Origin of the sequence: Longitalea luteola (assembly GCF_017356035.1) — a bacterium.
GTDB classification, from domain to species: domain Bacteria; phylum Bacteroidota; class Bacteroidia; order Chitinophagales; family Chitinophagaceae; genus Niastella; species Niastella luteola.
Map to the genome: position 1 here is coordinate 288,358 of NZ_JAFIQX010000004.1, position 26,650 is coordinate 315,007.

The following is a 26,650-nucleotide window of genomic DNA, read 5'->3' on the forward strand; positions in this document are numbered from 1 at the left end:
ACCATTTCGTTTGCCCCAGCGTCAAAAATAAGACAATTCCCCAACTATCAAAGTATGCAATTTAAGCTGCATTTGCATAGTAACAAAATGCCCGAACATACACAGTCATATTGATTTATGCAAATAAATCCATAATTAGACCAGGAAAAAGCCGCGTAGCCGGCGTACCGGCCCTTATTTGCCGGCAGCGTTCTTTTTGACAACCTGCAGTCCTGACTCTGCTGCTTTTTTCATCATAAAATCGTATGCGGCGTCGTACGTATTATCAATTTCTCCATCCAGTATGGCTTCCCGGATAGCGTTTTTCAGGTCGCCCACCATTTTGCAGGGGGGAAGTCCAAAGATATCCATAATTATTTCACCGGTAATGGGTGGTTGCCAGTTGCGGATGCGGTCCTTCTCCTCCACTTCTTTGAGGCGGTGGCGCACCAGCTCAAAGTTTTCCAGAAAACGAATGACTTTTTGCTTATTCTTTGATGTAATGTCTGCCTCACACAACATCATCAATGCATCGATATCATCGCCCGCATCAAACAATAATCTGCGTATGGCAGAATCTGTGATATTTTCTTTGGTCAGACTAATAGGCCGCAGGTGCAGTTCTACCAGCTTGCGCACAAAACGCAGTTTTTCGTTCTGTGGCAGCTTCAGTTTGGTGAACAGGCGTGGCACCATTCTGCCACCCACTACTTCATGGCCATGGAAGGTCCAGCCATGTCCTTTTTCAAATTTCTTGGTAGCCGGTTTCCCTATATCGTGCAACAAGGCAGCCCAGCGCAGCCAAAGGTCATTGGTGTGGCGGGCGATATTATCTACTACCTGTAAAGTGTGATAAAAATTGTCTTTATGGCCGAGCCCATCGATATACTCGGCGCCAGCCAGATCAACGAGCTGCGGGAAAATGATATGCAGTAGACCGCTTTGGTACAGGAGATCCAGACCGATAGAAGGTTTGGCGCTCAATAAGATCTTATTCAGCTCTTCGGTAATGCGCTCCTGTGAAATAATGCGTATGCGCTCTGCATGGTCCTTGATGCTTTGAAAAGTTGCAGGCGCAATGGTAAAATGCAATTGCGAAGCAAAGCGAACGGCGCGCATCATACGCAATGGATCATCGCTGAATGTTTGTCCGGGGTCGAGCGGCGTTTGAATGATCTTTTTTTCCAGATCGAGCAGTCCGTTAAAAGGATCGATGAGTTTGCCATAATCGGCGGCATTCAAAGAAATGGCCATGGCATTGATGGTAAAATCCCTTCTGTCCTGATCATCTTTTAAGGTACCCGGCACCACTTCAGGGTTGCGGCTGTGATAGCGGTAACTTTCTTTACGGGCACCTACGAATTCTATTTCCAAAGCAGATTTTTCCTGCACATGAGCAGGCTCTTCACCCGGTGCCTCTGCTGCGGGTTGCTCATCCTGTTTACCGTTCTCACCGGTAAGATGACTGTGATCTACCTCACCGGGATGTTCTTCGTAGAAATGTCTCAGTTTTATTTGTGCTGTGCCAAAATTCTTAAAGAAGGAAACAGCAGGTTTTGGATGAAACCGTTCAGCCACTTTATGCGCCAGCTGAATGCCATCGCCCACACATACTATATCGGCATCCTTGGTAGGACGGCCCAATAACTTATCACGAACAAAACCACCAATTACATAGGCAGGCACGCCCAGTTCCTCTGCAGCATGGGCGATCTTTTTAAATACAAACAGCTCCTTTTCAGTGCACTTTATATCCATTGTATATTGCTTGTTGCAAATATAATTTTTTGTTAGCAGTTGGAGGGTGAATGGTCAATGGTCAATGGTCAATGGTCAATGGTCAATGGTGAATGGTGAATGGCTTCAGCCTTCAGCCTTCTGCATAGTCTCGAGCAGCTGCGCATCGGTTATCTCATACGCACATTTAAAATGGCCGAGCGGACAGGCAGCTTTACCATGTAATCCGCATGGCCGGCAGGGTAATGGCCCCTGTATCTCAACGATGAACCGTTTGTCTGATAATGGTCCGAACCCAAATGAAGGCAGGGTGGAACAATACACAGCGGTGACCGGTGCATTTACGGAAGATGCAAAATGCATGGGCGCTGAATCGTTGACGTAATTCATTACCGCGTCCTGCATCAAAGCAGCCGATTGCAAAAAGGAAAGCTTTCCGCATAAATTAACCACTGTTGCGGGAATATCCGCTGTGCGGATCTCTTCTGCCAGTGCAATATCGCCGGGCGCCCCCAATAAATAGATGGTATAATGGGCCGGCACCTGTCTGGCGAAGCTGATCCATTTATCTTTCGGGAATTGTTTCGTGAACCAAACCGATGCAGGCGAGATCGTGATATAAGGATGTTTTTTGTAAACGTGCACGGCTGCCATATCCTGCGCTGCGGGATACAATCTGGGTTTCATAACCTGGTCATTGGTAAAATCACGGATCAGTTCATTATTGCGGTCCACTTCGTGAACAGGATGATGCACATCACTGATAACGTGTTTTATTTTCTTAGTGAACAACCAGCTGAACGGATTCTTATCGAACCCGATGGTTTCGCGGGCGCCGGAAAAAGCAGTGAGGATACCGGTGGCGGCAAAACGCTGTACATTGATCACTTTATCATAGCGGCGTTTCCGGATCGTTCCTAATAATTTCCACAGGTTTTTCAGCTTACCGTTCTTTTTATCCCAGATCAGCACTTCATGCAGATACGGATGGTGTAACAACAAGCCTTCATTGCCTTTTCGTACCATAAAATCAATGTCGGCATCAGGAAAATGCTGGTGCAGTTTTTCTATGATGCCGGTGGCCAGTACTACATCTCCGATAAAGGCGGTTTGTATTATGAGAAACTTCATGAATGTTTATTGTTTCTTGTTTATAGTTTATGGTTGTGCCGAACCTTGAGGCTGGAAATTAATTTTAAGCTCGCCGAGAAAGAACTATAAACTAAAAACCATAAACCATAAACTATAATTTATTCTCTTATGACCGTTACACTCCCATCCTTGTTCCACTTAATGATCGATGACGCTGCATGTGGCGTAGTTTCTTTCTGCCGGTGGTGTACAATATAATCCACGCCCTGCCAGATGGCGGGCATAATGTCGGTGAACAGGGCCGGCGACGGGTCGCCCGAGATATTGGCCGATGTAGAAACAATTGGTTTACGGAACCGTTTGATCAAATGCCTGCAGAAAGGGTCTTTTACGATCCGGATGGCTACTGTTCCATCGGCGTTGATCACATTATCTGCCAGCCCGATGGCCCCGTCATAAATGACCGTCGTAGGCTTTTTGGTCTTTGCCAGGTAATCGAATACCTGCAGATCGATATGCGCCACATACTGCATCAGCTCTTTTTCATCGGCCAACAGAATGATCATGCTTTTCGATTCGGGCCGTTGTTTCAACTGGAAGATGCGGTTAACGGCTGCCGCATTGGTAGCATCGCACCCGATGCCCCAAATGGTATCTGTGGGGTAAAGGATCAATCCCCCACCCTGTAACACTTTTAAACAATGATCAATATCGTGTGAAAAATCCATGGTGCAAATGTAATGTCAAAATGCCAATAGCCCGCCACCTGAAAAAGACGGGTAATGCTGTTTAAAACTTCGAGATACTCAGCCTGCGGGAATCGTTTTCATAATAGGCCGCATAGTATCGTCCATTGGTTTTGAACAGATTTGTGCCCAAAGGATATAGATCAATAAACGCATAGTCAAGGGGTTAAATAAAGCGATAAAAATAATAAAAACCGCCAAAAAGCCCTACTTATTCAAAACACTTTATGATCTGTACTGTATGTTTGCAAAAAATTAAAAAAATGCAAGATCTGATACTCGAAGCCTGGAGCAACCGCGAGTTATTAAAAGAAAAGAAATACACCGATGCGGTAAAAGCTGTTATTGAAGAAGTAGATAAAGGCCGTTTACGGGTGGCTTCGCCCACGGATGGCAAATGGACGGTGAATGAGTGGGTAAAACAGGCAATTTTGATGTATTTCGGCATTCAGCCCATGCAAACCTGGGACCTGGAGCCCTTTGAGTTCTACGACAAAATGCTGTTGAAGAAAAATTATAAAGAGTTGGGTGTTCGCGCCGTGCCGCACGCTGTAGCGCGTTATGGCGCTTATGTAGCCAAAAACGTGGTGCTTATGCCTTCTTATGTAAACATCGGCGCTTATGTTGATGAAGGCACCATGGTTGATACCTGGGCTACTGTAGGCAGCTGCGCCCAAATTGGTAAAGGCGTGCACTTAAGCGGTGGCGTAGGCATTGGCGGCGTTCTGGAGCCTTTACAGGCCAGCCCTGTTATTGTGGAAGATGGTTGTTTCATCGGCAGCCGTTGTATCGTGGTAGAAGGTGTAGTGGTGGAAAAAGAAGCGGTGCTCGGCGCCAACGTGGTGCTGACCCAAAGTACCAAGATCATAGATGTAAGCGGCGATAAGCCGGTTGAATACAAAGGACGGGTTCCGGCCCGCAGCGTGGTGATCCCCGGTACCTATGCGAAAAAATTCCCTGCCGGAGAATATCATGTTAGTTGTGCGCTCATCATCGGTCAGCGTAAACCAAGCACTGACCTGAAAACAAGTTTGAATGATGCGCTGAGAGATTTTAACGTATCTGTTTAAGACATACTATTTGGAAGGGAAAAAACATACGGTCACACTAGCGGGATTCCTCATTACGATAATCGGCTCCATTCTGTTTTCAACAAAGGCCATCATTGTAAAAGTGGCATTTGCGAACACGTCCATGGATGCCCTTACCCTGCTTATGCTGCGGATGACTTTTTCCCTTCCCTTTTATCTTGGCGCCATCTGGTTTGCCCGCCAGGAAGGCCTTAAACCGTTAACAATCCGCCAGTGGCTGGGCGTTATCGGTCTCGGTATCTTTGGTTATTACCTCAGCAGTTTGTTCGATTTTGTAGGACTGCAATACGTTACGGCCGGCCTGGAACGGTTAATTCTTTTCCTGTACCCCACTTTTGCCGTGCTCATCAACGCTTTTGTTTTTAAACAACCTGTCGTTCGCACGCAACAGATCGCTTTATTGCTCACCTATATCGGCATCGGTATTGCCTATATCGGCGAATTAAGCATCGATATCAGTAATCCTGATTTTATCTGGGGCAGTTTCCTCATCTTTCTTTGTTCTATCACCTACAGTGTTTACATTGTTGGCAGCGGCCGCATGATACCAACGGTGGGCGTTACCCGTTTTACGGCGTATGCCATGTTATCTTCCACCGCCGGCGTCTTTATCCACTTTGCATTGGGCGGTGGCAGCCTGCAGCTTTTGCGGGAAGCCGGCACCCATGTTGGTTATGGACTTCTGCTGGCCGTTCTTGCAACGGTATTACCTACTTTTCTCCTGTCGAACGGGATGAAACGGATCGGTTCCAACAACGTAGCCATTATTTCCGCTATCGGCCCTGTTTCCACGATCATCCAGGCACATTTCATCCTGGGCGAAAAGATCTTTCCCGCACAAATTGCCGGTACGGTTCTCGTCATCATTGGTGTTATTCTTATTGGCTGGAAAAGATAATTTGATAATATGATAATTTGATAATGTGATAATTGATACAGTTCCAATAATCAACATGCAATCATCACATATTATCACATTTGCTAATTATCAAATTATGCGGTATTCCATTATCACATCATCACATTTGCTAATTATCAAATTAAGCTTACTGCCATTTCGAACACCTGCTCTTATAGTATCCACAAGACTTTTTAGCAGGCGCAGGTGCTTCCGTTTTCCTGGGTTGTTCTGTTATCATGGGCGTTGCTGTTTTAACCGGTTCTTTAGCCGGTGCTACGGCTTTTGCAGGCATAACCTGTTTGTCTTTTTTGAAACTGAGCGGCATACCCACGGTTATATTCCAGGCGGCAGCTGAAGAAGATAATTGTGTATTGAGCTGTTTGTTATCCAATGCAGTGGTCAAAGTTTCTGAACCCATATTGCCAATGCCTTTGAGGTACTGTATGCCCACCACATACTTATTTATATTTCCTTTGGCAAAAGCAAAATTAACGCCGGTAATAAAAGCGGTATTCCAGTTGCCGGCGCTGTATTGGTAAACCGTTTCGCTGGCCTGCATGACGCTGCTGATGGCGGTTTGTGCATTGGGCACAAAGGCCATTCCGGCATAAGGCTGAATGCGCATATTCATGACCGGTTTTTGCGTTAGAGCCGCTTTGGCGTTGTTCAGCCGCGCCGCACAGGGGCTTTGCTTGGCTTTGGGTGCTTTTGTGGCCGATGTTTGGCTGGCGTTTCTACTTAATGCAATTGGTTTACTGCTAACCTGGTAACCGGCCTCGAGGCGCAGTTTCCAGTCGCCATGAGAAGAAGAGAATTCTTTGTCGCCTGTTTCAGGATTGGTGAACATGTATTCAACCACAGAACGGTTGCTCGCCACACCTACAAATGGCCCATGTGCTTTGTTGAAGAGATAATCCATTCGTAAAGCAATTTGCGGGGAGAAATTGGACGACATGGGTTTAATACCAGAAGTGTTATTGTACTGTACACAGGTGAAAGCTTGTTCAAGACCCACTCTTGGAGTAACAGAGAGTTGAGCATTCGTTGCATACCCACACGCAACGAATACCAGGCTGAGTAACGCTGCTTTTCTCATAGCTTTAGTTTTAAAATTTTTTGTGTCTCATAAGTTACGTCATATTACCCAAAAGAAAAATTAGAATACATGAATGGTTCACTGTTTACTGTTCAAAGTTTAAAGTTCAAAGTTCAGATCCGAATTCTTTTGGAGTTACAGGTTACACGTTTCAGGGCCTTGCGTTCTGCGTTCCGCGTTTAGCGTTCAGCTGTATTTTTCTAGTCGCAGGCAATGAAAAAAAATTTCGAATTCATTGTCCAATCGCGACCTCCTCAATTGTAATAAGGATATAATAATTATATTCAATAACTAAAAACCTGAAAAAATGGATGAGTACATGTTGATCTTCCGGCACGAAGACGGAAATAAAATAGCTTCGCCGGAGCAAATTCAGATCTGGATGAACCAAACGATGGAATGGATCGGCGGCATTTCTGCCAAAGGGAAATTCGTGGGTGGTAATGGCCTTCCGTTCGAAGGCAGTAAAGTGGTTTGGTCACAGGGGGTCGTTACGGATGGACCATTTGGCGAGATCAAGGAAACTATAGGCGGCTATATCATAGTAAAAGCCGATTCATTTGATGAAGCTGTTGCATTTGCCAAAGGCAGCCCTGTACTGCTGGGCGAAGGAAACAGCGTGGAGGTGAGAAAGATCGATAAACACGATGTGTAACATGGTCATGATACAACAACCACTTTCTTAAACAACAACTGAATATGAAGGAGTATTTATTGGTTTACCGCACCGACTTCAATAATATGCCAAAGCCTACTGCTGAAGAAATGCAGGCTCTGAGCAAACGCTGGATGGACTGGATCGGCAGTATTGCGGCCCAGAATAAATTGGGGAACCGCGGTAACCGGCTTGAAGTTTCAGGAAAAGTGATCAAGAGCGACGGCACCATAACCAACGGTCCGTATGCAGAGATCAAAGAATCAATAGGTGGTTATTCCATTGTAAAAGCCGAATCGTACGATGCCGCTATTGAACTGGCAAAAGGTTGTCCCGTGTTAACCGTCGGTGGCAATGTGGAAGTAAGAGAAATAAGTCAGGTGCAATAAGTTACCAGCCAAATGCGCCAAATTTGTCAAATGGGCCGGCGCCATGTTGGCCTGTTTGACAAATTTGCTTTCAAATATGCAGCAATCAGCGTTAATACCACATTTATTCAGAACGGAATACCGGAAAGTGATCGCTGTCCTTTGCAAACGTTTTGGTTTCGACCAAATTGAAATTGCAGAAGATATTGCAAGCGACACTTTTATGAGCGCTGCTCAAACCTGGCCCTTGCAGGGCATTCCCGAAAGCCCGGTGGCCTGGTTGTACACGGTAGCGAAAAACAAGGCAAGGAATTACCTGCAACGAAAAACTACTTTCGCCAATAAGGTCATTCCTGAAACATCGAACCGGAATGATACCGCCACCCTGCCCGATTACGAGATCGATCTGTCGCCTCAGAACATCAATGACAGCCAGCTGCAGATGATGTTCGCCATCTGCCATCCAACGATCCCGCCGGAAGCACAGATCGGTTTATCGCTGCGCATCCTCTGCGGTTTTGGCATTGAAGAAATCGCCGATGCGTTTCTCACCAATAAAGAAACCATTAACAAACGGCTGTTCCGGGCAAAGGAAAAACTGCGGGAAGAAAAGATCTCCATTGAACTGCCTCCGGCAGAAGCGCTTGAGGGCAGACTGGCCAGTGTGCTTACAACAATTTACCTGCTGTTCAGTGAGGGATATTATTCTATCAGCAATAATAAGGTGTTTCGCAAAGAATTGTGCATTGAAGCCATGCGGTTATGTTATATGCTGGTAGAGAACAAATACACCAACAAACCGGCGGTGAATGCGTTATTGTCGCTCATGTGCTTTCACGCCTCGCGTTTTGAAGCACGCATCGGCAAGAATGGCGAATATGTACTGTACGACGAACAGGATACCACCCTGTGGGATACCGATCTCATCAGCAAAGGCGCTTATTACCTGAATTTGTCTGCCAGTGGAGAACAGCTTTCCAAATATCACCTTGAAGCAGCCATTGCCTACTGGAATACGCAGAAAGACGATACGCGGGAAAAATGGGAGAATATTTTACAACTGTATAACCGGCTGTTACAAATTGAATACTCGCCCATGGCAGCCCTTAACCGCACCTTTGCCCTGTCAAAAGCCAATGGCAAACAGGAAGCCATCATCGAAGCGGAAAAATTACAACTCACCAACAATCATTTTTATTTCACTTTGCTGGGCGAACTGTATACCGGTATCGACACTCATAAAGCCCGGCATCATTATGAGCAGGCCCTGGCGCTGGCGAAAACGGCTACCGATAAACAAACCATTCAGCGAAAGATTGACGGAATCGGAAAGCCAATGTGCTGATGTGATAATTTGCTAATCCCGCAAAGCGGGACAGGTTGTGCTCATGAAATATACCGCAGCGCTGACAATCGCGCTGCCCGCCAAAACTCACCACCCCAACATTAACATGACAACGATCAATTTATGAACTGAAGGGCAAACCTTGCATTCATTTGCAAGGCAAAATTGTTCTAGCGCTGGCGCGTGGCCGGGAAAATACGATTAACTCTTTTGCATAACCGGGGAAATAATGCAACCTTTGACAACCACTTACCTCATTCGTTCTCCGGAAAACAACCTTCATTCCGCTACCCGGTCTCCATAACTGCCTTTATTACATTAACCATTAAAACGTAACAAATGACGTACAACTACACCAATCTGGTATTTGAAGGAGGTGGCGTAAAAGGCATCGCTTATGCCGGTGCGCTGCAGGTATTGACCGATTGCGGTATTATGTCCCGAATTAAACAGGTAGCCGGCACATCGGCTGGGGCTATTACAGCTACGCTGATAGCTTTGGGTTATACCGCCCCTGAAATTAAGTCCATCATCATGAGCATGGACTTCAGCCAGTTTGAAGACGGCTGGGATCCCCTTCGTTTGCCCACGGAATACGGTTTATATAAAGGCAATACCTTCCTGGCATGGATACAAAAGATGATCGCCAATAAATCGGTTAAAGGCGCCAATGCCAGCTTTGCCGATCTGTACGAGCAAAATGGCATCGGCCTGTTCGTATTCGCTACGGATCTCAACATGTACGACATCAAACAATTCTCCCACCTCGATACGCCCAACGTTCCTGTTTGCGAAGCAGTGAGAGCATCCATGTCGATCCCATTATTCTTCAAAGCGTGGAAATTCAGTAATAACCTGCCCGACAATCATATTTATGTTGATGGCGGTGTAGTTCTGAACTATCCGCTCACCGTCTTCGATACCCCACAGGCGCCGGACAACCCGCAAACGCTGGGTTTCTTTTTATACGACCGCAATGGCAATAAAAAGCCCGGTACGATCGCCTACGACCAGCCGATCGCTTATTGCAAGGCATTGTTCGAAACCCTGCTCGATTCGCAGGACATCGATTTTGAAAACGATGAATCCATGGAAAAAAGAACCGTGCGGATAGATGACTTCGGCATTGCCGCCACCGATTTTCACATTACGCAGCAGCAAAAAGAACAGTTGTATAAATCAGGCGTATACTATACCGAAGCCTATTTAGGCATCGCCGTAAACGCATGATCCGGAATTTATTTACGATCCTTTTTTAGGCCATCTGCCGGCGCAGATGGCTTACTATTTATATGTCATGGGAGATACTACATAAGCACGAGCCCGAAAAGCAACAAGGCGTTACCGTTAAGTAACACCTTGTTCATACAGGTTTTTCGGTTCAAGGAGATGTAGGTAACTGTATTTTTACAGGATGGGGGTTACTAATAAATGTACAAAAACTATTTATCCCAACAAAAATGCTGGGTTATAAGTAAAATAAATGATATTGGTGACTGTGGTGCACTAAACGCATTGACGAAGATCAAAACCCTACTAACGCCAACATTAAATCGTATGCTAAATAATCGTTGTATTGAAAATTTTTGTAACTTACAAGTACCCCCATAACACAGCGATATGCTCCGGAAATGAATAATGAAAAACCAGGAATATAATCCATAGTCCGGATAAAACCACTAACTCTCTTATGATTATCTCATTGGGTTGAGTAATGATTGCAGCTACGGGATACTAGTCAACCGGCTATCTTCCGATCAGCCATGTCACGTCTTCGTATTTATTATTCCTGTCCCTAATCCCTTTTCACCAAATGTCCCGTTTTTAATTACACTGTTTACCTGATTTGTATTGATCCGTACCCTTCTTTATTTTCTTCTCTCAGCATTCCGCACACTAAAACAAAAAATATAATACTTACGATTTCCTAGCTTTTTGCCCTCCTTATATATTTATTTTTCCGGATACAACTGCTATTTTACGGCCTGCGTAAATCGATTTCCCGATCGTTACCACCTCATCCTGCGTCTTCTGTTAATTTCACGCCGTTCAACCGCAACAGGCTGACCTGTAAAACTTTTCAATTAAATTTGTTACATGAAACAACTACTATTATCGGCACTCGTTGCCTGTAGCATTATACATGCAGCGGCTCAGCCTCCTGCAGGAAATGCCAGTCCCGGCGATTGGTATGGTGAGAAAGTACAAACTGCCAACGCTATAGATATTGCCGAAATTCCGGCTAAACTTAAGGAAAAAGAATCCTTCAACACCAAAGTAAAAGCAAAGGTGCTGGATGTTTGTCCGAAAAAAGGCTGCTGGTTAAAGCTGGCTGTTAACGACAGCACCACTGCATTTGTTAAAATGAAGGACTATGCTTTCTTTCTGCCCACAGCAGTTAAAGGCAAGACCATTGTAATGGATGGAGAGGTAAAAATGATCACGACGCCGGTAAGCGAACTGCAGCACTATGCGAAAGACGCTAAAAAATCAGCGGCAGAGATCAACGCCATCACCCAGCCCAAAAAAGAAATTCGGTTTACTGCAACCGGCATTACGGTTGTTGAGTGATTTTCGAATTCACATAATAGCACTCCGCAAATAATTGCCAAACACAAAAAGCCGACCTGATCGCCCTCCTGGAATCCATGACGGCTGTACCCACCAAAGTGCGGCAACCGGTATTGCCAGGCAGATAAATATTGGTCATTTGCCGCCCATGCAGTAGTTTGCCACGATGCATATAACCGACGGTATTGTGCTGTTATTTATCGGCACCATGATAGCAGCCACCATTGTTTTGCGCAAATTAACCGCAGTTGGAGCGCTTACAGGCGGCTGCCTGGCGGCATTGCTGTACAAAGGCGCCGGAATCACCGGCATCGTTATGCTAGGCGCCTTCTTTGTGGCCGGCACGGCAGCTACTGCTTTCGGACGCCGAAAAAAAGAAAAACTGGGCATAGCAGAAAAGAACAAAGGCCAGCGAACTGCGGGTCAGGTGCTGGCCAATGGCAGTGTTGCCGCGCTGGCTGGTTTACTGGCCTGGTTATATCCACAACAGGCGGGGTTATGGCAACTGGCAGCCGCTGCCTCCCTGGCATCGGCCTGCGCCGACACCCTTTCATCTGAGATGGGAAGCGTATATGGCAAATCGTTCTATAACATCCTTACATTTAAAAAAGACGCCTGCGGACTCGATGGCGTAATTAGTGTGGAAGGCACCCTGTGGGGTATTGCCGGCAGCATGTTGATCGCGCTGATCTATATGGCCGGTTATGGGTACAGCGTGGCGGCTTTTTGGATAGTATTCGCCGGATTTACGGGCAACATAGCCGATTCCGTTCTCGGCGCCTCGCTTGAACGAAAAGGCTGGTTGAAGAATGACCAGGTGAACTTTCTCAATACATTAATTGCGGCTGTCGTAGGGATGATAGGAAGATTTTGAGATTTCGAGATTTCGTGATTTCGAGATTTCGTGATTTCGAGATTTTGGGATTTCGGGATTTTGAGACTCCGAGATTTCTTTGAATACTTAAATTGAATAAAATCCGAAAATCCTGAAATCAGAAATCAGAAATCGTATTTAAACCTGCGCCATTATTTTTTTCAGCAGCACGATCTGTCCGAGGTGGTAATGGTTGTGCTCGATGATGCCATGAATATTCCTGTAATAATTACCATATTTCTCCATCACGAAAATTTCTTCAAACCTGGCTTCGGGTAATTTTTCAATTTCCATGGCAAATGCCTCTGCATCGCTCCAGAACTGGTTCAGCAGGTTCTGCCAGTCTTCTTCCGATTGAATGGGTGGCAGATCAAAAGCATTATTGTCATGCGCATCCAGTGGTTGCCCCCGGAACACTTTCAATACGCGGCTCACATAATAATTCATATGAAAAACGAGCGCAGCAATGGTATTGCAGTTATAGACCTGCCTGGTGGCCTGCTCAAACGTGACCCCTGCAAGGCTGTCCTTACAATTTACGTCTGTCCAGTTACCACCGAAATACACCGATCTGAAATTGGTAGCGATCTGTTGGGAAAGGTTCATAGCAGTATTTTTTGAATTCAACAATATTCTGAAAAATTACGAAAAAAACTGCTTGACAAACCAATATTTACCTCAAACAAATCACTGCTGATCCCGCTCTCCCAGGTCCTGCCCTTTTTTCTTTTTGTTAAAGGCAACAAACAGGAAAATGATTATTCCTATAACTGCGATGATCCCTACAATTCCTTCGATCATAAAAATAGTTTTTTAAATGAAATGAATACGATCAGGGCAGCTTTAGTTTGTAGATCGTATAGGGCGATGTTCGTTTGTTCACTCCGTTATTATACTCCGGTTGCTTGTGTATTTGCGAGCAGCTGATATACAGGTAACCATCTTTTGAAATGGAATAACTGTCGGGCCAGATCAGCCTTTCATCCCTGATCAGGGTTTGTATCTTAAGATCAGGCGAAATGCGTTTAATAGCATAGTTCTGCAGGTCACCGATATACAAATTGCCTTTTTTATCGAAGATCATTCCATCAGTGGTGGCAAAACGGCCCAGGTCTTCCACCTTTGTGCCCAGCGTGGCGCTGCTCATGGTATCGTTGCGCAGGAATTCGGTGCGGATGCGATACAATTTATCATCTGTTAACGGTTTATAGTATAACCAGTCGCCATCAGGCGTAAGCGCTATACCATCTGAGTGGATCTTTACCGGCTGGCCGTTCTTCATCAATTCCTGCCCATCGATAATGAATTTAAATGCCGGATCAGATTTGGTGGAATAGTGATCCTGCAATACCTGGCGGGCATTACCCGATGCCAGGTTCAGCACGATTATGCCGCCTTCATTGCTATTGGTTAAATATGCATACTGGCGCTGGTTATCAACCCGCACATCGTTGATATAACTTTGTGCACCTGCCACGCCTTCAAAAAAATAAGTGCGCTCGATGTTATTGGTGGCCAGATCGATCTTTACCAGCTTGTGGCTGTTCTGATAAACCCCTGTCATTTTAGGCGATGCGGGATCAACTACCCACAGGTAATTCTTTTCATCGGCATACACGGCCTGCACGCAAACCCATTTGTCTTTGCCATTCTGCCCTGCCTGCCAGCTGTTCATATACAGATTGGGATATGGATGTTTCGTATCCCAACTTTTGTCATCGGGTTGCTTATTGTTTCCGCCACCGGCTTCTATTACGGCATATTTATAGATATCAGACCACAAAGGATAATTCACGAATAACCGCTCCTCAGGCGAAATGGCCACACCGGTCAATTGAAACGTATCATCGACAAATACCGTTTTCAACCGGTCAAGCTCAGGCTCACAGGGAAATTTATCACAGGAAGTAAAGGAAAAGTAAAAAAAGAGGCAGCAAATACTTTGTAAAATTGTGCGTATCATAGATCGTCGTTTTTAGTTAACAGGAGCTCAGGACTGATTATAGTGTAATAATCCATGGGTCAACGCTTTCCACTGCAAGTTAGCTAAACCCATTTGTGCTCCTATATAGATCAACCAGTTCCGGATCCTGGTTATAATGTTCGGCGTCCGGAGGTTCGAATGCTCATTTCGGCCAAATACGGCAGCCATAATGGTCAGCTGTCTGCGATACACTACAAACGTTGAGGTGGCGGGCTGATCAAAAAAATGCGATGCCTCGGTTGCAATGACCATGGGATTGGAAGCCGCCCGTACCGTAAAAAACGCCAACTGCTGCTGTTCAGCCTGTTTTTCTCCCAGCTCAATCACCTGCACCCAGTCTCCGCCATCACTATCCGGATTGCCGGGACCCGGAATATTGATGCGCATATAATCATTCTTCTGAACAGGCCGGTAAACGGAATTACCGGTTTCATCAAAGACCTGGAAGGCGGCGGTCGGTTTTCCGGCAAAATCATTCCACCGGTTCACATTCCGCAATCTGTCCGCTGCAATATGAAAACATTCCTTTGCATGGTTGTTGTTCCGGCAACTGATACGGCTATGGGTAAATGAAGATTGACCCGTTTTCTGTTGCGGAACTATATCCCTCAACCATGGATCCTTCATCACATTTTTTTCGCGCATGTTTTGTAGACGATTCTCTTTTATTAATAGATCACTACTATAGCCATGCCAGCCTACCAGGCCTCACCTTAAAAGAATACCAACAAATGAATGAGTAAATAAATTTGTCTGGAAAAATGACTGGGAAAACAGTATAGACATACAGCGAATTACCGTAGTGATACTAAGGTAATGCAAGGAATGGAAGAAAAAAAATATTATGGGGCATTATGGAAGTGGAGCAAAAAATCACCCGCAACAAAGTAGTTTTGTTGCAAACACTGCACAATATCATTGACAAATTCATGCCATCCCGGGCATAATTTTTTCTGTGAGCCCTGTTTCATGGCCTTTCCTGGAAAGACAACAGGCTGTCAGCTGGTGAAAAGACATACCATCACACCTATTTACATCTTACGTTATATCGAAAATAGTGCTACAGGCCGGGATCGTGTTAGGGCAGTTGGAAGGGGTTGGAATAGATATAACCGGAGATCAAATATGGAACCGTGCTCAACCAGGGACTATCAGCTCATCACTACTCATCATTCCATATCTCTGCCTGCACATAATAGCCAAGATCGAAGTACCGCACAATTTTTTTGGTAACAAGATCGAGCAGCGTGTCACATTCCTGTGAAATGGGACAAACTTCAAAATAATGTTCATCTGCTTTTACTACCTGAAATAAAGTTTGTGGGCCAACTTCGCGTGGAGCATTGTTGAATCTGATCTTATCTCCCTGGCAAACTCTTTGAGAATAGGCAAGTGATTTCCACATGGTACTGGATTTTTAATGAATACGGATTTGTTATGGTAATATAAAAATTAGGTAAAACAAAAGCAATGCCGCGGATTATATTTTTTTTAAGCACATAGGACACAATCTGTTCTGGCTGTACCATGAAAAATTGTGCCTATGTGAGATCATACCTGGTAAACAGTGTATCATACAACACGTATATTTACCTGTTCAGGTATGGGTAATTAGTTAAAGTCCCGGATCTTTGCAAAATGATTGTTGGGATCTACGTAATAGTAGCCCAGTTTAACCACTGAATCTACCTTGTAAGGCTTCTCTTCAGTGATCGATAGCTCATTTTTTTTGATGGTGAGAAATACCCATTTGTCAGTAAACTGACTTAAAAAATGATGCGCCTGATTGTCGGAGCCGCGGTAAAGAACGCAGTTAGCATTGAATTTGGCCGAATCCTTATTAAATTTTTCCTGCACCTCCTTAACTGTCCATACGGTTTTCTGGGCCTGATACGAAACCGAGCATGATGCAATGAAGGCCATGATGCACACGGTAAAAGGGATGTTCATTTTCATCGGTAATGGATTAGATATTAGGTATACTTCTGCAAAGTATGTCAGTTTTTACGCAAATGCAATGCCAAATATTATATATATTTCGATGTATTATGAAGTGTTTTTGAATATAGTAAGGTTACTTCGAATAATCCCGTACGTCATAATGCAGAATTCCCATAAAAGAGATGTGCCACCCCGGTTATCACCGGGATGGCACACCCATCAGAACACTGTTGTATAATCGAAATTTACCAACCAGGATTTTGCATCGCTGTTTTTTCCTCCGCGGTCAATGGCCTTCCTTCCGTTTTTATAACGTCCAGGAAGCTTTGCGGTATGGGACGCAGGTAATCTTTTGGGGAAGGCTTGGCCTCGTTGTTAAAGGCCTGGCAACGCGTTATGAGCGTCCTGGTTCGAGCCAGGTCTTCCCAGCGGTGTAACTCGCCCATCAGTTCCCGCGAACGTTCATTCAAGATAAATGCAAGGAACTTATCTGCATCACTGGCAGCATTCAGTTTGCCATAGAACTCGCGTGTTGAGCTCAAAATGTCATTTACACTGTTAATATGCATCTCGCTGAGTGTACTGGCTGTCGTTACCGGCATATCGTTGTTCGACTCGTAATAGGTATTCTTGTCGGAATAAGACACAAAGGTGGCGGTATTGGCGGCCGTATTTGTCTTATAGGCCACACCGCCATCTACATAAGCGCTGCGGTCTTCCCCACTCTTGTAAGCAGCCCGGTCGCGCAGGGCATTGATGAAGGGCAATGCTTCTACATACTGTCCCTTGCGGCCATACGCTTCTGCCACCAATAAATAAGTATCAGCCAGCCGGGCCAGGATGCCATCCCGACGGCCAAACTGCGAGGCGACCGCATCTCTTGATCCATCGGCAAATTTCGACAAACCTACATACCGGGATGCGCTGTAATTACCATGGCCACCGAGCATATTCTCCGGTTGTCCGCTGAAATAACGGACGAACATATGCGGAGCACGGTAATTGATGTTTGTAGACGTATACCGCGTATCCCCGGCGTTGTTGACTATATAAAGAATTGATTCCTGTCCGCCGGCGAACCTTGCCTTACCTGCCAGCGCCAGTGAGGGTGCATAGGCCGTATCCCATTTTGGCGCACCATTCGGATTGTTACAGAGATACCTTGTTTTAAAGCTCTTCCAGAAACGGGAGTCGTTTACGCGGTCATAAACATCCAATGCATAGTCGGTACTCCGCAGGCGCTGGAATTCACGGCCGCCGGGCAGGTCACGCACCATACCAGGCAGGTTCTGATAAACCGACGGATAATACAAATGCATTTGGTTGCCGAAACGGCCCTGGGTAGAAGTATTGTTGGAGAATTGAGCCGTTAAAATTATTTCGGCATTCGTTTCATTTGCAGCATCCGGACCGGTATAATTCCACAGGTCACTGAAATTGGCAGCCAGTTTATGGCCGCTTGCATTGATCACTTCCGTACCATATTTGATCACATTATCCAGGTCGCTGGCCCTGGTAGCACTGTTCCAGCTGTTGTTGGCTTCACTGGCCCTGAACAGCGAGATCTTTGCCAGGTAATGTGCAGCGGCCCATTTGGTAATGCGGCCTCTTTGCGCCGGTGTGGCCGGCAACAGGTCGTACGCCTGTTTCATATCGCTTATAATCTGCTCATATATTTCGGGAACCGGCGTGCGGGTAAACTCAAATTCCACGCTTTTTGACTGGCTCAGCTTAAGCGGCACAGCGCCGTATTGATTTACCAGTTTGAAATAATTAAAGGCGCGCATAAAATAACCTTCGCCCAACCGCGTGTTCCTGTTGGGGCCATCGCCATAATAGATGGGAATGTTCTCAATAAGAATATTGGCAGAGTTGATACCGCCATACATATTGTCCCAGATGGTTCTTGCATCGCCTGTAAGCGAATTCAGGTTGGCATCGTATGAATTCCACATTTGCATGATCGGGTCGCCGCCCACGGTAAACTCATCAACGCCATAGTTGGTGCTCACATAAGCCCATTCGTAGTTGAAATGAAAGCGGAGGTTCTGGTATAACCCAGTGGCCAGACCATCAAGCCCCGTTGGGGTCTCAAAATCCTGGGTACTCTTTGCGGTGATCAGGTTCTCATCGAGAAAAGATTTTTTACAGGCTCCCACCGTCAGTAGTAAGGCTATTGCACTTGCAGAGAATAATATTTTGGAGCAATTCATTATGTAAGAGTTATATCGTTAGTAATTAAAAACCGGCGTTCACGCCAAATACAAAACCTCTGTTCCAGGTTGATCCGCCCAGGTCCGGATCGATCCAGTCGATGCGCGAGTAGATCAAACCGGGGTTCAATGCCTGTGCATAAATGCGGCAATTCTTCATTTTCAGTTTATTGATGGCTCCCCGGGGCAGCAGGTACGAGAGGGTAATGTTTCTTATTTTGATAAATGAACCATCCTGGTAGTTCATGCTTGAACGGTAAGGATCGCCGGATGCATTGCTATAGTTCGGCGACGGATAATCGTTCGTGGGGTTCGCAGGCGTCCAGTAGTTCAGCACCCGTTGGGCAAAACGTCCCTGTAACGATTCCTGGCCCGTTTGAATGGAATACCCCCAACGGGCAAAAACAAATACATTCAGGCTCCAGTTCCTGTAGGTAACTTCATTTACCAGGCCACCGTTCCAGCTGGGCTGCAGATTGCCTACCACACGCCGATCGTTATTCGCATCTATTCTATAATCGCCATTCTGATCTTTCACTTTTATTGTACCGGGTTTGAAATGACTGGCGGTGGGCAGGTTCGCGTTGAATTTGTCCATTTCAGTTTTATCGCCTTCCTGCCAGATGCCTTCTTTCTCATAATCATAGATCACGTTCAGGCGTTGGCCGGGGAACCACAGATTGGTAACATCATCCATCTTTCCATTGGCGGTTTCTATGATACGGTCACGGTTGGCAGAGAAATTCAGGGTGGTTGACCAGGAGAAATCCTTCTGCTGCACATTCACTGTATTCAGCGTGATATCTATTCCCCTGTTGCCGGTCTTGCCCACATTGTCGAGGCTCTGCATATAACCGGTTGGTGAAGGAATGGGACGCAGCATGATCAGGTCTCTTGTGATGGAAGAATAGAGATCTATAGATCCGTCTATACGTCCATTGAACAGGCGGAACTCGACGCCCAGGTCGGCTTGCGTAGTACGCTCCCACTTCAGGTTGGGGTTGGGCATAGAAGTTGGGTTAGCTGAAGAAGCATCTGATGACACATAACCGGGTTCCACCACGCCGCCCCAGGTATAATATAATGTTTGCGCCGGGGCCAGCGTCGTATATGGGTCAACAGCAGCGTTACCTACGGTTCCCACACCAAACCGTACCTTCAATTGGTTAACCCAGGTAACTTCCTGCATGAATGGCTCCTGGCTGATGCGCCAGGCCACTGAAGCCGCCGGGAACATATCCCATTTTTTACCGGGCGCCAGTGGCGATGCACCATCCCAACGGGTATACGCATCTATAAAATATTTGCCCTTGTAACCATAGGTGACACGGCCCATGTACGAGAGCATGGAATTCTCTACCAGGTTACTGCTGAAATTATCCAGCGCCGACACAGAATTCAGTTGATACCATTTCTGGCTGGCCCAGGGCAATTTGGTGGCGGTCATCGTTGAGGCTTCCTGCCGCACACTGGTAGAACTGTATAAGAAAGTAGCGCCGATATCATGACCATCCCCAATCGTTTTATTATAGGTCAACAGGTGATCGAGGGTCCAGGCGAAATTGTTGTTCTGGTTCAACTGTGCATAGTTGGTGCTGCCAGGCTGCCCACTACCACGGTTAACTGACATAGAGTCCATCCAGCGGCCATTATAGTAATTGTTGAAATCGGGACCAAAGGTCAACCGATAACGCAATCCATTCACCGGCATGAATTCGAGGTGGAAAGCACCCAGCGCCCGCAGGGATTTACGCAGGTTCACATTGTATTTATCTTCACCAATTGGGTTGTTGATATTGATATCACCACCGGGCAGATTGATGCGTTTTCCATTTTCATCAAAAGGAATGGCATAAGGCAGCATACCGGCGGCAGCTGCGTATAAAGAACCGGGGCCCGTAGCATTGGTGGTAGCAAAGCCGAAGTTCTGCAGGCCATAGGTAGCGGTAATACTGGTACCCATGGAAAACCATTTAACGGGATTGATATCGATATTGAATTTGGAAGAATAGCGGGTGTAGTCCTGTCCCAGCTGTGTACCTTCCTGCTTCAGATACCCAAAAGAGGCGTATGCTTTCACTTTTTGAGAACCGCCGCTTACACTTACAATATGGTCGTGCGTAATACCTGTTTGTTTTACCATTCTTCTCCAGTCGGTGGTTGGCACCAGGCTGCCATCCCATGCGCCATTTGCCCAGCCTTTCTGCACATTTGCCCAGGCATAAGCATCAGCGCCAAAGATAGCTTTGTCAGCCGCTTCTGTGGGAACATCGGGATAGGACGCACCTGTACCACCCAGGTACCTGATGCGCCGGTAAGCATCGCGGCGGAATTCGATGTATTGCGCCGAATTCATTAACTCCATGCGGTCCTGAATATCTTCAACCGTTACCGTTCCTACATAGTCGAGGTTCAGCGAACCATTCTTCCCTTTCTTGGTGGTGATCAGCACTACCCCATTGGCGCCTCTTGAACCGTAAATGGCGGTTGCAGAAGCATCTTTCAGCACATCAATGGTCTCAATATCGTTTGGATTTACCGCGCTGATGCCGCCGCTTGAAATAGAATTGGGATTAGCAGGATTGAAACCACCGGAGCTGAGTGGAACACCGTCCACTACATATAAAGGCGCATTACTTGCCCGCAGGGAACGTACACCCCTGATGAGCACATTGCCTACTTCACCCGGCCGCTCGTTCGATGTAATGTCGATACCGGCTGCCTTGCCCTGCAATGCCTGCACGGCATTCTGCACGGGCCGCGAGCGTATTTCTTCTGAATTGATACTTACGATAGAACTGGTCACCTCTGACCGCTTACGCGTTCCATAACCTACTACCACCACCTGATCGAGCGTGTTTTCAATTTCTTTCATGGTGACCACGAGTGACAGCGAGGCGCCGCCTTTCAGGTTATAACCGTTCAGGTTTTGCGCCTGGTAACTCACCCCTGAAAATGAAAAGTTGTACGGGCCGCCCGCTGGTAAATTGTTAAACGTAAACACGCCGGAAGAATCAGTAGTAGTACCAGCCGTAAAATTGGTTGTTGCGTTTCTCGCTACCACTGTAACGCTTCCCAGTGGCTGGTTCTTTTCATTCGAAACAACACCGGTCACAGTGCTGTTCTGTTGGGCGCTTGCCGGGGAAAACAGGAGTAATTGACTAAGCAAGAGCAGAGGCAATAGGCATGCCCCGGAGTTGACAATCGTTAATCTCATATAGCTTGCAATTTTTAAATAAAAAACGGTCCTGTTCCCGCATGCGGAAGCAGCTTCCGACGCAGGACACCGTTCGTAAATGAATGGTCTACTTATTTAATTACAATAACTGAATGGGAATACCTATTGATGAATAATGTAGGTACTGTCCTCTCTGGTATATTTCAGTTTGTTAGCTTTGGTTATCAATTTTAAGATCACCTCTATTGAATCTGTTGTTTTAAACTGCCCTACAAAATATTTCTGCTGCACATCCTTAGCCTCGTACACGATCATTACTTTGTAGGTAGCTGCCAGGTGATCGAGCACCTGGGACAATGGCTGGTTATTATACATATGCCAGCTGCCTTTGGCATTTACCGGTAATGAAGGGTTATCAACCGCCGCTGAACTGTTCTTTCGCATGTTCGGTTTCTGGCTGTCGGCCCTGAATGTTCGTATCGCAGTGGAATAAGGCCCATAAATGAATTCCTGCCCCGGCATCAGAAAAACATCGTGTTTTATTAAACTGGTCGTTTTATCCACGGCTTTGATCACCACCTTTCCATCATATAAACGAACCGACAACTGCCGCTCTTTGGCAAAGGCCGAAACAGTGAACTCTGTTCCCAGTGCAGTGGTGGCAATAGCACCGCTTTCTACCGTGAATGGCCGTGTTGTGTCTTTGGCCACCTTAAAAAAAGCTTTACCGGTGAGCCGGATATGCCGTTTATTGAACGGCGCTTCGTAAATGACCTCACTGTTATTGAACAGAACGATCATGGAACCATCGGCCAGTGTAATGCTTTTTTCTTTTCCACTCGTATTCACTTCACGCTGCACAAGCGTTGCTACCGTATCTTTCGCCGCTGTATTCGTAACCACAGCAGGCGGCTGATCTTTTTTGGAAAAATAGATCCAGCCCAAACCAATAGCCAGCAGCACCGCAGCCGCAGTGGCCACCCTTGTCATCTTCCGGTAAATAACCGCTTTCCGCTCCTGCGCTTTTCCTGTAAACGCATCTTCAGATAGCGTGTTCTCATTAATAGAAATAAGGTTTGCGTCTCTTGCCGCTACAGTTTGTTTGAAAAGATCCCATTCTTCGTCCTCGTTTACCTGTGCTGTAAGCTTTACGGAAGTAAGCTGCCAGGTGTTCATATAATTTATAAAGTAGCGCCGGTTCTCTTCATTGGCATTGATCCATTCAACAATGGTCGAATGTTCTTCTTCACTCAGGTTATTCGTCAGGAATCTGCCTATCAGCTCATTTATTTGATTATTACTTTCCATGCACTTATTATTGATACGACTGGAAAAAGAATTACCCTTACCGTGAAATAAAAAAAATATTATTTATTTAACAGTAAAATGAAAGCCAATAAGATAATGCCGAAAGAAAGCCAGCTGGCCAGCTTTTCGCGCAGTTTTGCCAGCGCCCGGCTGATCTGCGTTTCCACGGTTTTTACGGAGATATTCATCCGGTCGGCGATCTCACTATATTTCAGTCCTTCGAACCGGCTCATTTCAAATATGCGGCGCATTTGTTCGGGCAGTTCGCCAATAGCGGTATCAATGGCTGCCTGCAGCTGTTTTACATCCACATTGTTAAACCCATTGGCCGGGTCGTCTTCAGCTACTGATTGCAACATGAACTGAACATACTGCTGCCTGATCTTCCGGTGCTTTAGATTGTCTAGGATATTGTTGGAAATGATCTTGTACAAATAATTCCGGGGAGAAACACCCGGCGCCAGGTTATCGCGCGCATCCCATAATTTAATGAAGCCTGAGTGAACCATTTCCTTGGCCATATCGAGGTCGAGCCCATACCTGAACTGACAGAATGCACAGAGGGGAAGAAAGTGCTTCTTGAAGAATTCCTCAAAGGAAGCATCATCGAACCGGACATGGCCGGCAGACGCACCTTCAGGTTTATTCTCCGGGGACTTAAAATTCATTCGCAAGCACTTTTGGCTAAAGGGTTAAATGTTACATACCAGACAAACACAGCTGTAAAATGCCGCATCCTGCTAAATCCTGTGCAGCTTTATCTGGCTAATGTAACAAATTAACTGAAAAAGGGTATTCCTGACAAAAAACAGTTTGGGCGCAGGTTGCGTAAGAAATTCATGATCAGCAATATATATATTTCTGGAGTCAGCCGGGATTGATGGGATCATCGCAGCAACATCACGACACCCGACCGCTTTTCAACAACATTGCGATCCGGGGTTCTGTATTGCAGCATATAGGCATAACCACCGGCCATGGCGCGCTCATATTTGTATAGGCCATTCCAGCCAGTTGCGGGATTGGTAGATTCAAATACTTTTTCGCCCCAGCGGTTGAAAATAGTGAGCCGGTATTCGCTGAACCGGCAGCCCGCCTCCATAACCGGTTTAAACTGGTCATTGCGGCCGTTCCCATCCGGCGTAAAGGCATTTGGCAGTTTAATCTGGCAATCACAATTATAAAATTGCACAAGCACCGAATCGGCCACTATTCCACAGGTACTGGCAACTTCAACCCGGTATTTTCCTGATCTGGTGACATTATAAGTTGGCATTACAGCGCCATCCTGCCATTGCCAGCTGGCCGGCATTGCAACAGATGCATTCAGTATAATTGATGCACCATCACAAAGAGCAGTATCCCGTCCCAATTCTACTGTAGGCAGCGCCTTCAGCGAAACCTGAATGGTATCAGCACGAACACAACCATTATTTGCAACCTGTACCCAATACTGGCCGGGCTGCGATACGGTATAGGTATTTCCCGCGGATCCATCCTGCCAGGTGTATTGATGGCTGCCTGTCACCAGTACATTCAATGGCAAGGCAGTCCCATTACAGATCGTTGTATCGTTGCCTAATGAAAATGTGGGTACAAACGAATACACTACGTTAATAGTATCAGCTGTCGTGCAGTTGCTTTTATTGATTTCAACCCAATATTTGCCGGGCTGGGTTATGGTGTAAGAAGGCTGGAGCGTACCATCCTGCCACAGATAGCTATCACCAGCGCTTGAAGCTGCATTCAGCAATAAATAGCTTCCATTACATAAAGTGGTATCGTTACCCAATTCCAGCGACAGGTTTGTATACGATACATTTATTGTATCTCTTTTCCGGCAGCCGGCGGGGTCAGCCACTTCCACCCAGTACTGCCCGGTCTGGTTTATAGTAAATGTAGGTTGTATCGATCCGTCCTGCCAGGTGTATGTTTGAATGCCGGCAGCTGTAGCATCCAACTGCAGCGAAGCGCCGTTACATATAGCCGTGTCTTTCCCCAGGTCAGGTGTTGGCGACACGCCGGTACTGACGAGGATGTTATCTGTTGCATTGCAACCCCCTTTTTTTACCTGTACGGAATAAGTACCCGGCAAAGAAACGGTGTAGCTGGAACCGGTAGTTCCATCCTGCCATAGATAACTATCCGCCGAAACGGATGCCAGATCAAGCAACAGATTGTTGCCATCGCACAGAACAGTATCGTTTCCCAGCGATACCTGCAGAGAAGTGTATTGAATATTCACCGAATCTCTTTTGCGGCAGCCGCTGGTACTCGTCACTTCTACCCAATGCCAGCCGGGTTGTGTTACGGTAAATGCCGGCGATGTTGATCCATCCTGCCACAGGTACGACGTGCTGCCCAAACCTGAAACATCTAACGGCAATGTATTACCGATACAGAGTGTTGAGTCTGGTCCGAGATCGGGATAGGAAAAATAGAGGGCGTTAAAATTAGGCAAACCCAGGGCGCCGTTCCTGCCGCCCAGGTAAACGCCATTATCTACATAATTGCAAAGCGCGCCGGCATTATTAGGATTGTTGATCACTCCCAGGTAGCCATTAGCAGACCGGGATACATAGATCTTTTTATCGGGTCCTAACTGCACACAGGCTTTTATGCTGGTACCGGTGCCAACACTTTGCCGGGAAGCCAGGATCGCAGCAGCCGAACCTAATGAAACGTCGTATTGATAAATAAAGGAGCCGCTAAATGCTACCACATATAACTTTGTATTGTCGGGTGAAAATTCAGAAGCGTATGCATCCCGGATTGCATTATGCAGGGCAAGGGTAACAGCATTTGAGACCTGGCCGGTCAGGTTATCAAAGTCATACAATTCTACTGTGGGTGACGTAGTAGGCGTATTGGCATAACCCAGCGTTGAACAGAGCTTTTTACCGTCATGCGACGCTTTTAAATAGCCATAGCGGTTGCCTCCATGATAGGTCATACCAACAGCTGATGTTACGGCTGTGGGCGTTATGCCGGCAGCCGTCAGCAAAAAAGCATGGAACCGGTTGTTATTCCCCTTCTCATGCGTAATGATCCATACGTCCTGGCAATTGCTATGATGTACAGCCGTAACCTGTTCCCGCGCATTTTCGAACAACAGGCTGTTCTTGATGGTTACATCGCCCAACCCGTTATTGCGTGACATATCAACGACAGAATAATTCAGCCCATAACCAGCAGAAGTGTTGGTCCAGTCACCAATAGTAAATACATAATACAGGTTCTTATTTTGAGGCATGGGAACTACAATGGCCGATTGTGCCGAGATGTTCTGGCCGCGCAATCCGCTGCCATTGGGCATAACTGCATGATTGCGGTTCCATACCTGCGAACCATCGGTATAGAACAGCAACTGGCCATTTTCGTCTGCAATAGATGCACAGCCTTCACTCTGGTTAATAACGCCATCCGTAAGCGCCACGGGTGCACCGGAATTGAAGCTAACTCCTGCATTCCGGCCGAAATACCAGATATTTCCCTGCTTCTGGGCAGTGAGCTCAGGACATATTAACAGTTGGAGTAATACCAAAAAACCAAAACGTTGCATAGGCCGGGT

Annotated in this window: 22 protein-coding genes; 8 read left to right on the top strand and 14 right to left on the bottom strand. The window is 46.2% G+C overall.

Features of this window, described 5'->3' with window-relative positions; translation table 11 throughout:
- Positions 1-174: 174 nt before the first annotated feature.
- The 3 genes from JUB15_RS12600 to JUB15_RS12610 all read right to left on the bottom strand — a co-directional run bounded on the left by JUB15_RS12600 (position 175) and on the right by JUB15_RS12610 (position 3,536).
- Positions 175-1,737, bottom strand: a complete 1,563-nt coding sequence (locus tag JUB15_RS12600) for a CCA tRNA nucleotidyltransferase (RefSeq protein WP_207512845.1) — start codon at positions 1,735-1,737, stop codon at positions 175-177.
- A 105-nt stretch (positions 1,738-1,842) separates the two neighbouring features.
- Positions 1,843-2,847, bottom strand: a complete 1,005-nt coding sequence (locus tag JUB15_RS12605) for a glycosyltransferase family 9 protein (protein ID WP_207512846.1) — start codon at positions 2,845-2,847, stop codon at positions 1,843-1,845.
- A gap of 119 nt (positions 2,848-2,966) precedes the next feature.
- Positions 2,967-3,536 carry an L-threonylcarbamoyladenylate synthase gene (locus JUB15_RS12610; RefSeq protein ID WP_207512847.1) on the bottom strand — a complete coding sequence of 190 codons (570 nt, stop codon included), beginning with the start codon at positions 3,534-3,536 and terminating at the stop codon, positions 2,967-2,969.
- A 281-nt stretch (positions 3,537-3,817) separates the two neighbouring features.
- Between JUB15_RS12610 and JUB15_RS12615 the strand changes: the two genes are divergently transcribed.
- Both JUB15_RS12615 and JUB15_RS12620 read left to right on the top strand, forming a co-directional pair.
- On the top strand, positions 3,818-4,624 hold the full coding sequence (locus tag JUB15_RS12615; RefSeq protein ID WP_242696325.1) for a 2,3,4,5-tetrahydropyridine-2,6-dicarboxylate N-succinyltransferase: 807 nt from the start codon (positions 3,818-3,820) through the stop codon (positions 4,622-4,624).
- A gap of 10 nt (positions 4,625-4,634) precedes the next feature.
- The gene (locus JUB15_RS12620) at positions 4,635-5,543 is read left to right on the top strand and encodes a DMT family transporter (protein WP_207512849.1); all 909 of its coding nucleotides are present in this window, start codon (positions 4,635-4,637) and stop codon (positions 5,541-5,543) included.
- Positions 5,544-5,691: 148 nt separating this feature from the next.
- On the opposite strand, the gene JUB15_RS12625 is transcribed toward JUB15_RS12620, so the two are convergent.
- A complete protein-coding gene (locus JUB15_RS12625; RefSeq protein ID WP_207512850.1) occupies positions 5,692-6,642 on the bottom strand; it encodes a hypothetical protein in 951 nt (316 codons plus the stop codon).
- Positions 6,643-6,949: 307 nt separating this feature from the next.
- Here JUB15_RS12625 and JUB15_RS12630 point away from each other — a divergent pair, with 307 nt between their 5' ends.
- The 6 genes from JUB15_RS12630 to JUB15_RS12655 all read left to right on the top strand — a co-directional run bounded on the left by JUB15_RS12630 (position 6,950) and on the right by JUB15_RS12655 (position 12,455).
- Entirely contained in the window at positions 6,950-7,297 is a 348-nt protein-coding gene (locus JUB15_RS12630) for a YciI family protein (RefSeq protein WP_207512851.1), read from the top strand.
- Positions 7,298-7,341: 44 nt separating this feature from the next.
- Positions 7,342-7,686: a YciI family protein gene (locus JUB15_RS12635; protein WP_207512852.1), complete on the top strand. Its 345-nt coding sequence runs from the start codon at positions 7,342-7,344 to the stop codon at positions 7,684-7,686.
- Positions 7,687-7,762: 76 nt separating this feature from the next.
- Positions 7,763-9,010 (top strand): RNA polymerase sigma factor, encoded by a 1,248-nt coding sequence (locus tag JUB15_RS12640; protein ID WP_207512853.1) that lies wholly within the window; start codon positions 7,763-7,765, stop codon positions 9,008-9,010.
- A 339-nt stretch (positions 9,011-9,349) separates the two neighbouring features.
- Positions 9,350-10,240: a patatin-like phospholipase family protein gene (locus JUB15_RS12645; protein ID WP_207512854.1), complete on the top strand. Its 891-nt coding sequence runs from the start codon at positions 9,350-9,352 to the stop codon at positions 10,238-10,240.
- Between the two features lie 867 nt (positions 10,241-11,107).
- On the top strand, positions 11,108-11,581 hold the full coding sequence (locus JUB15_RS12650; protein ID WP_207512855.1) for a DUF4920 domain-containing protein: 474 nt from the start codon (positions 11,108-11,110) through the stop codon (positions 11,579-11,581).
- A gap of 166 nt (positions 11,582-11,747) precedes the next feature.
- Positions 11,748-12,455: a DUF92 domain-containing protein gene (locus JUB15_RS12655; RefSeq protein ID WP_207512856.1), complete on the top strand. Its 708-nt coding sequence runs from the start codon at positions 11,748-11,750 to the stop codon at positions 12,453-12,455.
- A 138-nt stretch (positions 12,456-12,593) separates the two neighbouring features.
- On the opposite strand, the gene JUB15_RS12660 is transcribed toward JUB15_RS12655, so the two are convergent.
- The 10 genes from JUB15_RS12660 to JUB15_RS12705 all read right to left on the bottom strand — a co-directional run bounded on the left by JUB15_RS12660 (position 12,594) and on the right by JUB15_RS12705 (position 26,623).
- The gene (locus JUB15_RS12660) at positions 12,594-13,061 is read right to left on the bottom strand and encodes a DinB family protein (RefSeq protein ID WP_207512857.1); all 468 of its coding nucleotides are present in this window, start codon (positions 13,059-13,061) and stop codon (positions 12,594-12,596) included.
- A gap of 226 nt (positions 13,062-13,287) precedes the next feature.
- A complete protein-coding gene (locus JUB15_RS12665; protein ID WP_242696326.1) occupies positions 13,288-14,418 on the bottom strand; it encodes an L-dopachrome tautomerase-related protein in 1,131 nt (376 codons plus the stop codon).
- Positions 14,419-14,445: 27 nt separating this feature from the next.
- Complete coding sequence (locus JUB15_RS12670; protein ID WP_207512858.1) at positions 14,446-15,084, bottom strand: hypothetical protein; 639 nt, start codon at positions 15,082-15,084, stop codon at positions 14,446-14,448.
- A 517-nt stretch (positions 15,085-15,601) separates the two neighbouring features.
- Positions 15,602-15,844: a hypothetical protein gene (locus tag JUB15_RS12675; RefSeq protein ID WP_207512859.1), complete on the bottom strand. Its 243-nt coding sequence runs from the start codon at positions 15,842-15,844 to the stop codon at positions 15,602-15,604.
- A gap of 206 nt (positions 15,845-16,050) precedes the next feature.
- Positions 16,051-16,395: a hypothetical protein gene (locus JUB15_RS12680; RefSeq protein ID WP_207512860.1), complete on the bottom strand. Its 345-nt coding sequence runs from the start codon at positions 16,393-16,395 to the stop codon at positions 16,051-16,053.
- A 230-nt stretch (positions 16,396-16,625) separates the two neighbouring features.
- A complete protein-coding gene (locus JUB15_RS12685; RefSeq protein ID WP_207512861.1) occupies positions 16,626-18,593 on the bottom strand; it encodes a RagB/SusD family nutrient uptake outer membrane protein in 1,968 nt (655 codons plus the stop codon).
- 25 nt (positions 18,594-18,618) lie between these two features.
- Entirely contained in the window at positions 18,619-21,810 is a 3,192-nt protein-coding gene (locus JUB15_RS12690; RefSeq protein ID WP_207512862.1) for a SusC/RagA family TonB-linked outer membrane protein, read from the bottom strand.
- Between the two features lie 123 nt (positions 21,811-21,933).
- Complete coding sequence (locus tag JUB15_RS12695) at positions 21,934-23,079, bottom strand: FecR family protein (RefSeq protein ID WP_207512863.1); 1,146 nt, start codon at positions 23,077-23,079, stop codon at positions 21,934-21,936.
- Between the two features lie 59 nt (positions 23,080-23,138).
- Positions 23,139-23,747 carry an RNA polymerase sigma-70 factor gene (locus JUB15_RS12700; RefSeq protein WP_207512864.1) on the bottom strand — a complete coding sequence of 203 codons (609 nt, stop codon included), beginning with the start codon at positions 23,745-23,747 and terminating at the stop codon, positions 23,139-23,141.
- 218 nt (positions 23,748-23,965) lie between these two features.
- Positions 23,966-26,623, bottom strand: coding sequence for a T9SS type B sorting domain-containing protein (locus JUB15_RS12705; RefSeq protein WP_207512865.1), 2,658 nt, complete (start codon positions 26,621-26,623; stop codon positions 23,966-23,968).
- Positions 26,624-26,650 lie beyond the last annotated feature (27 nt).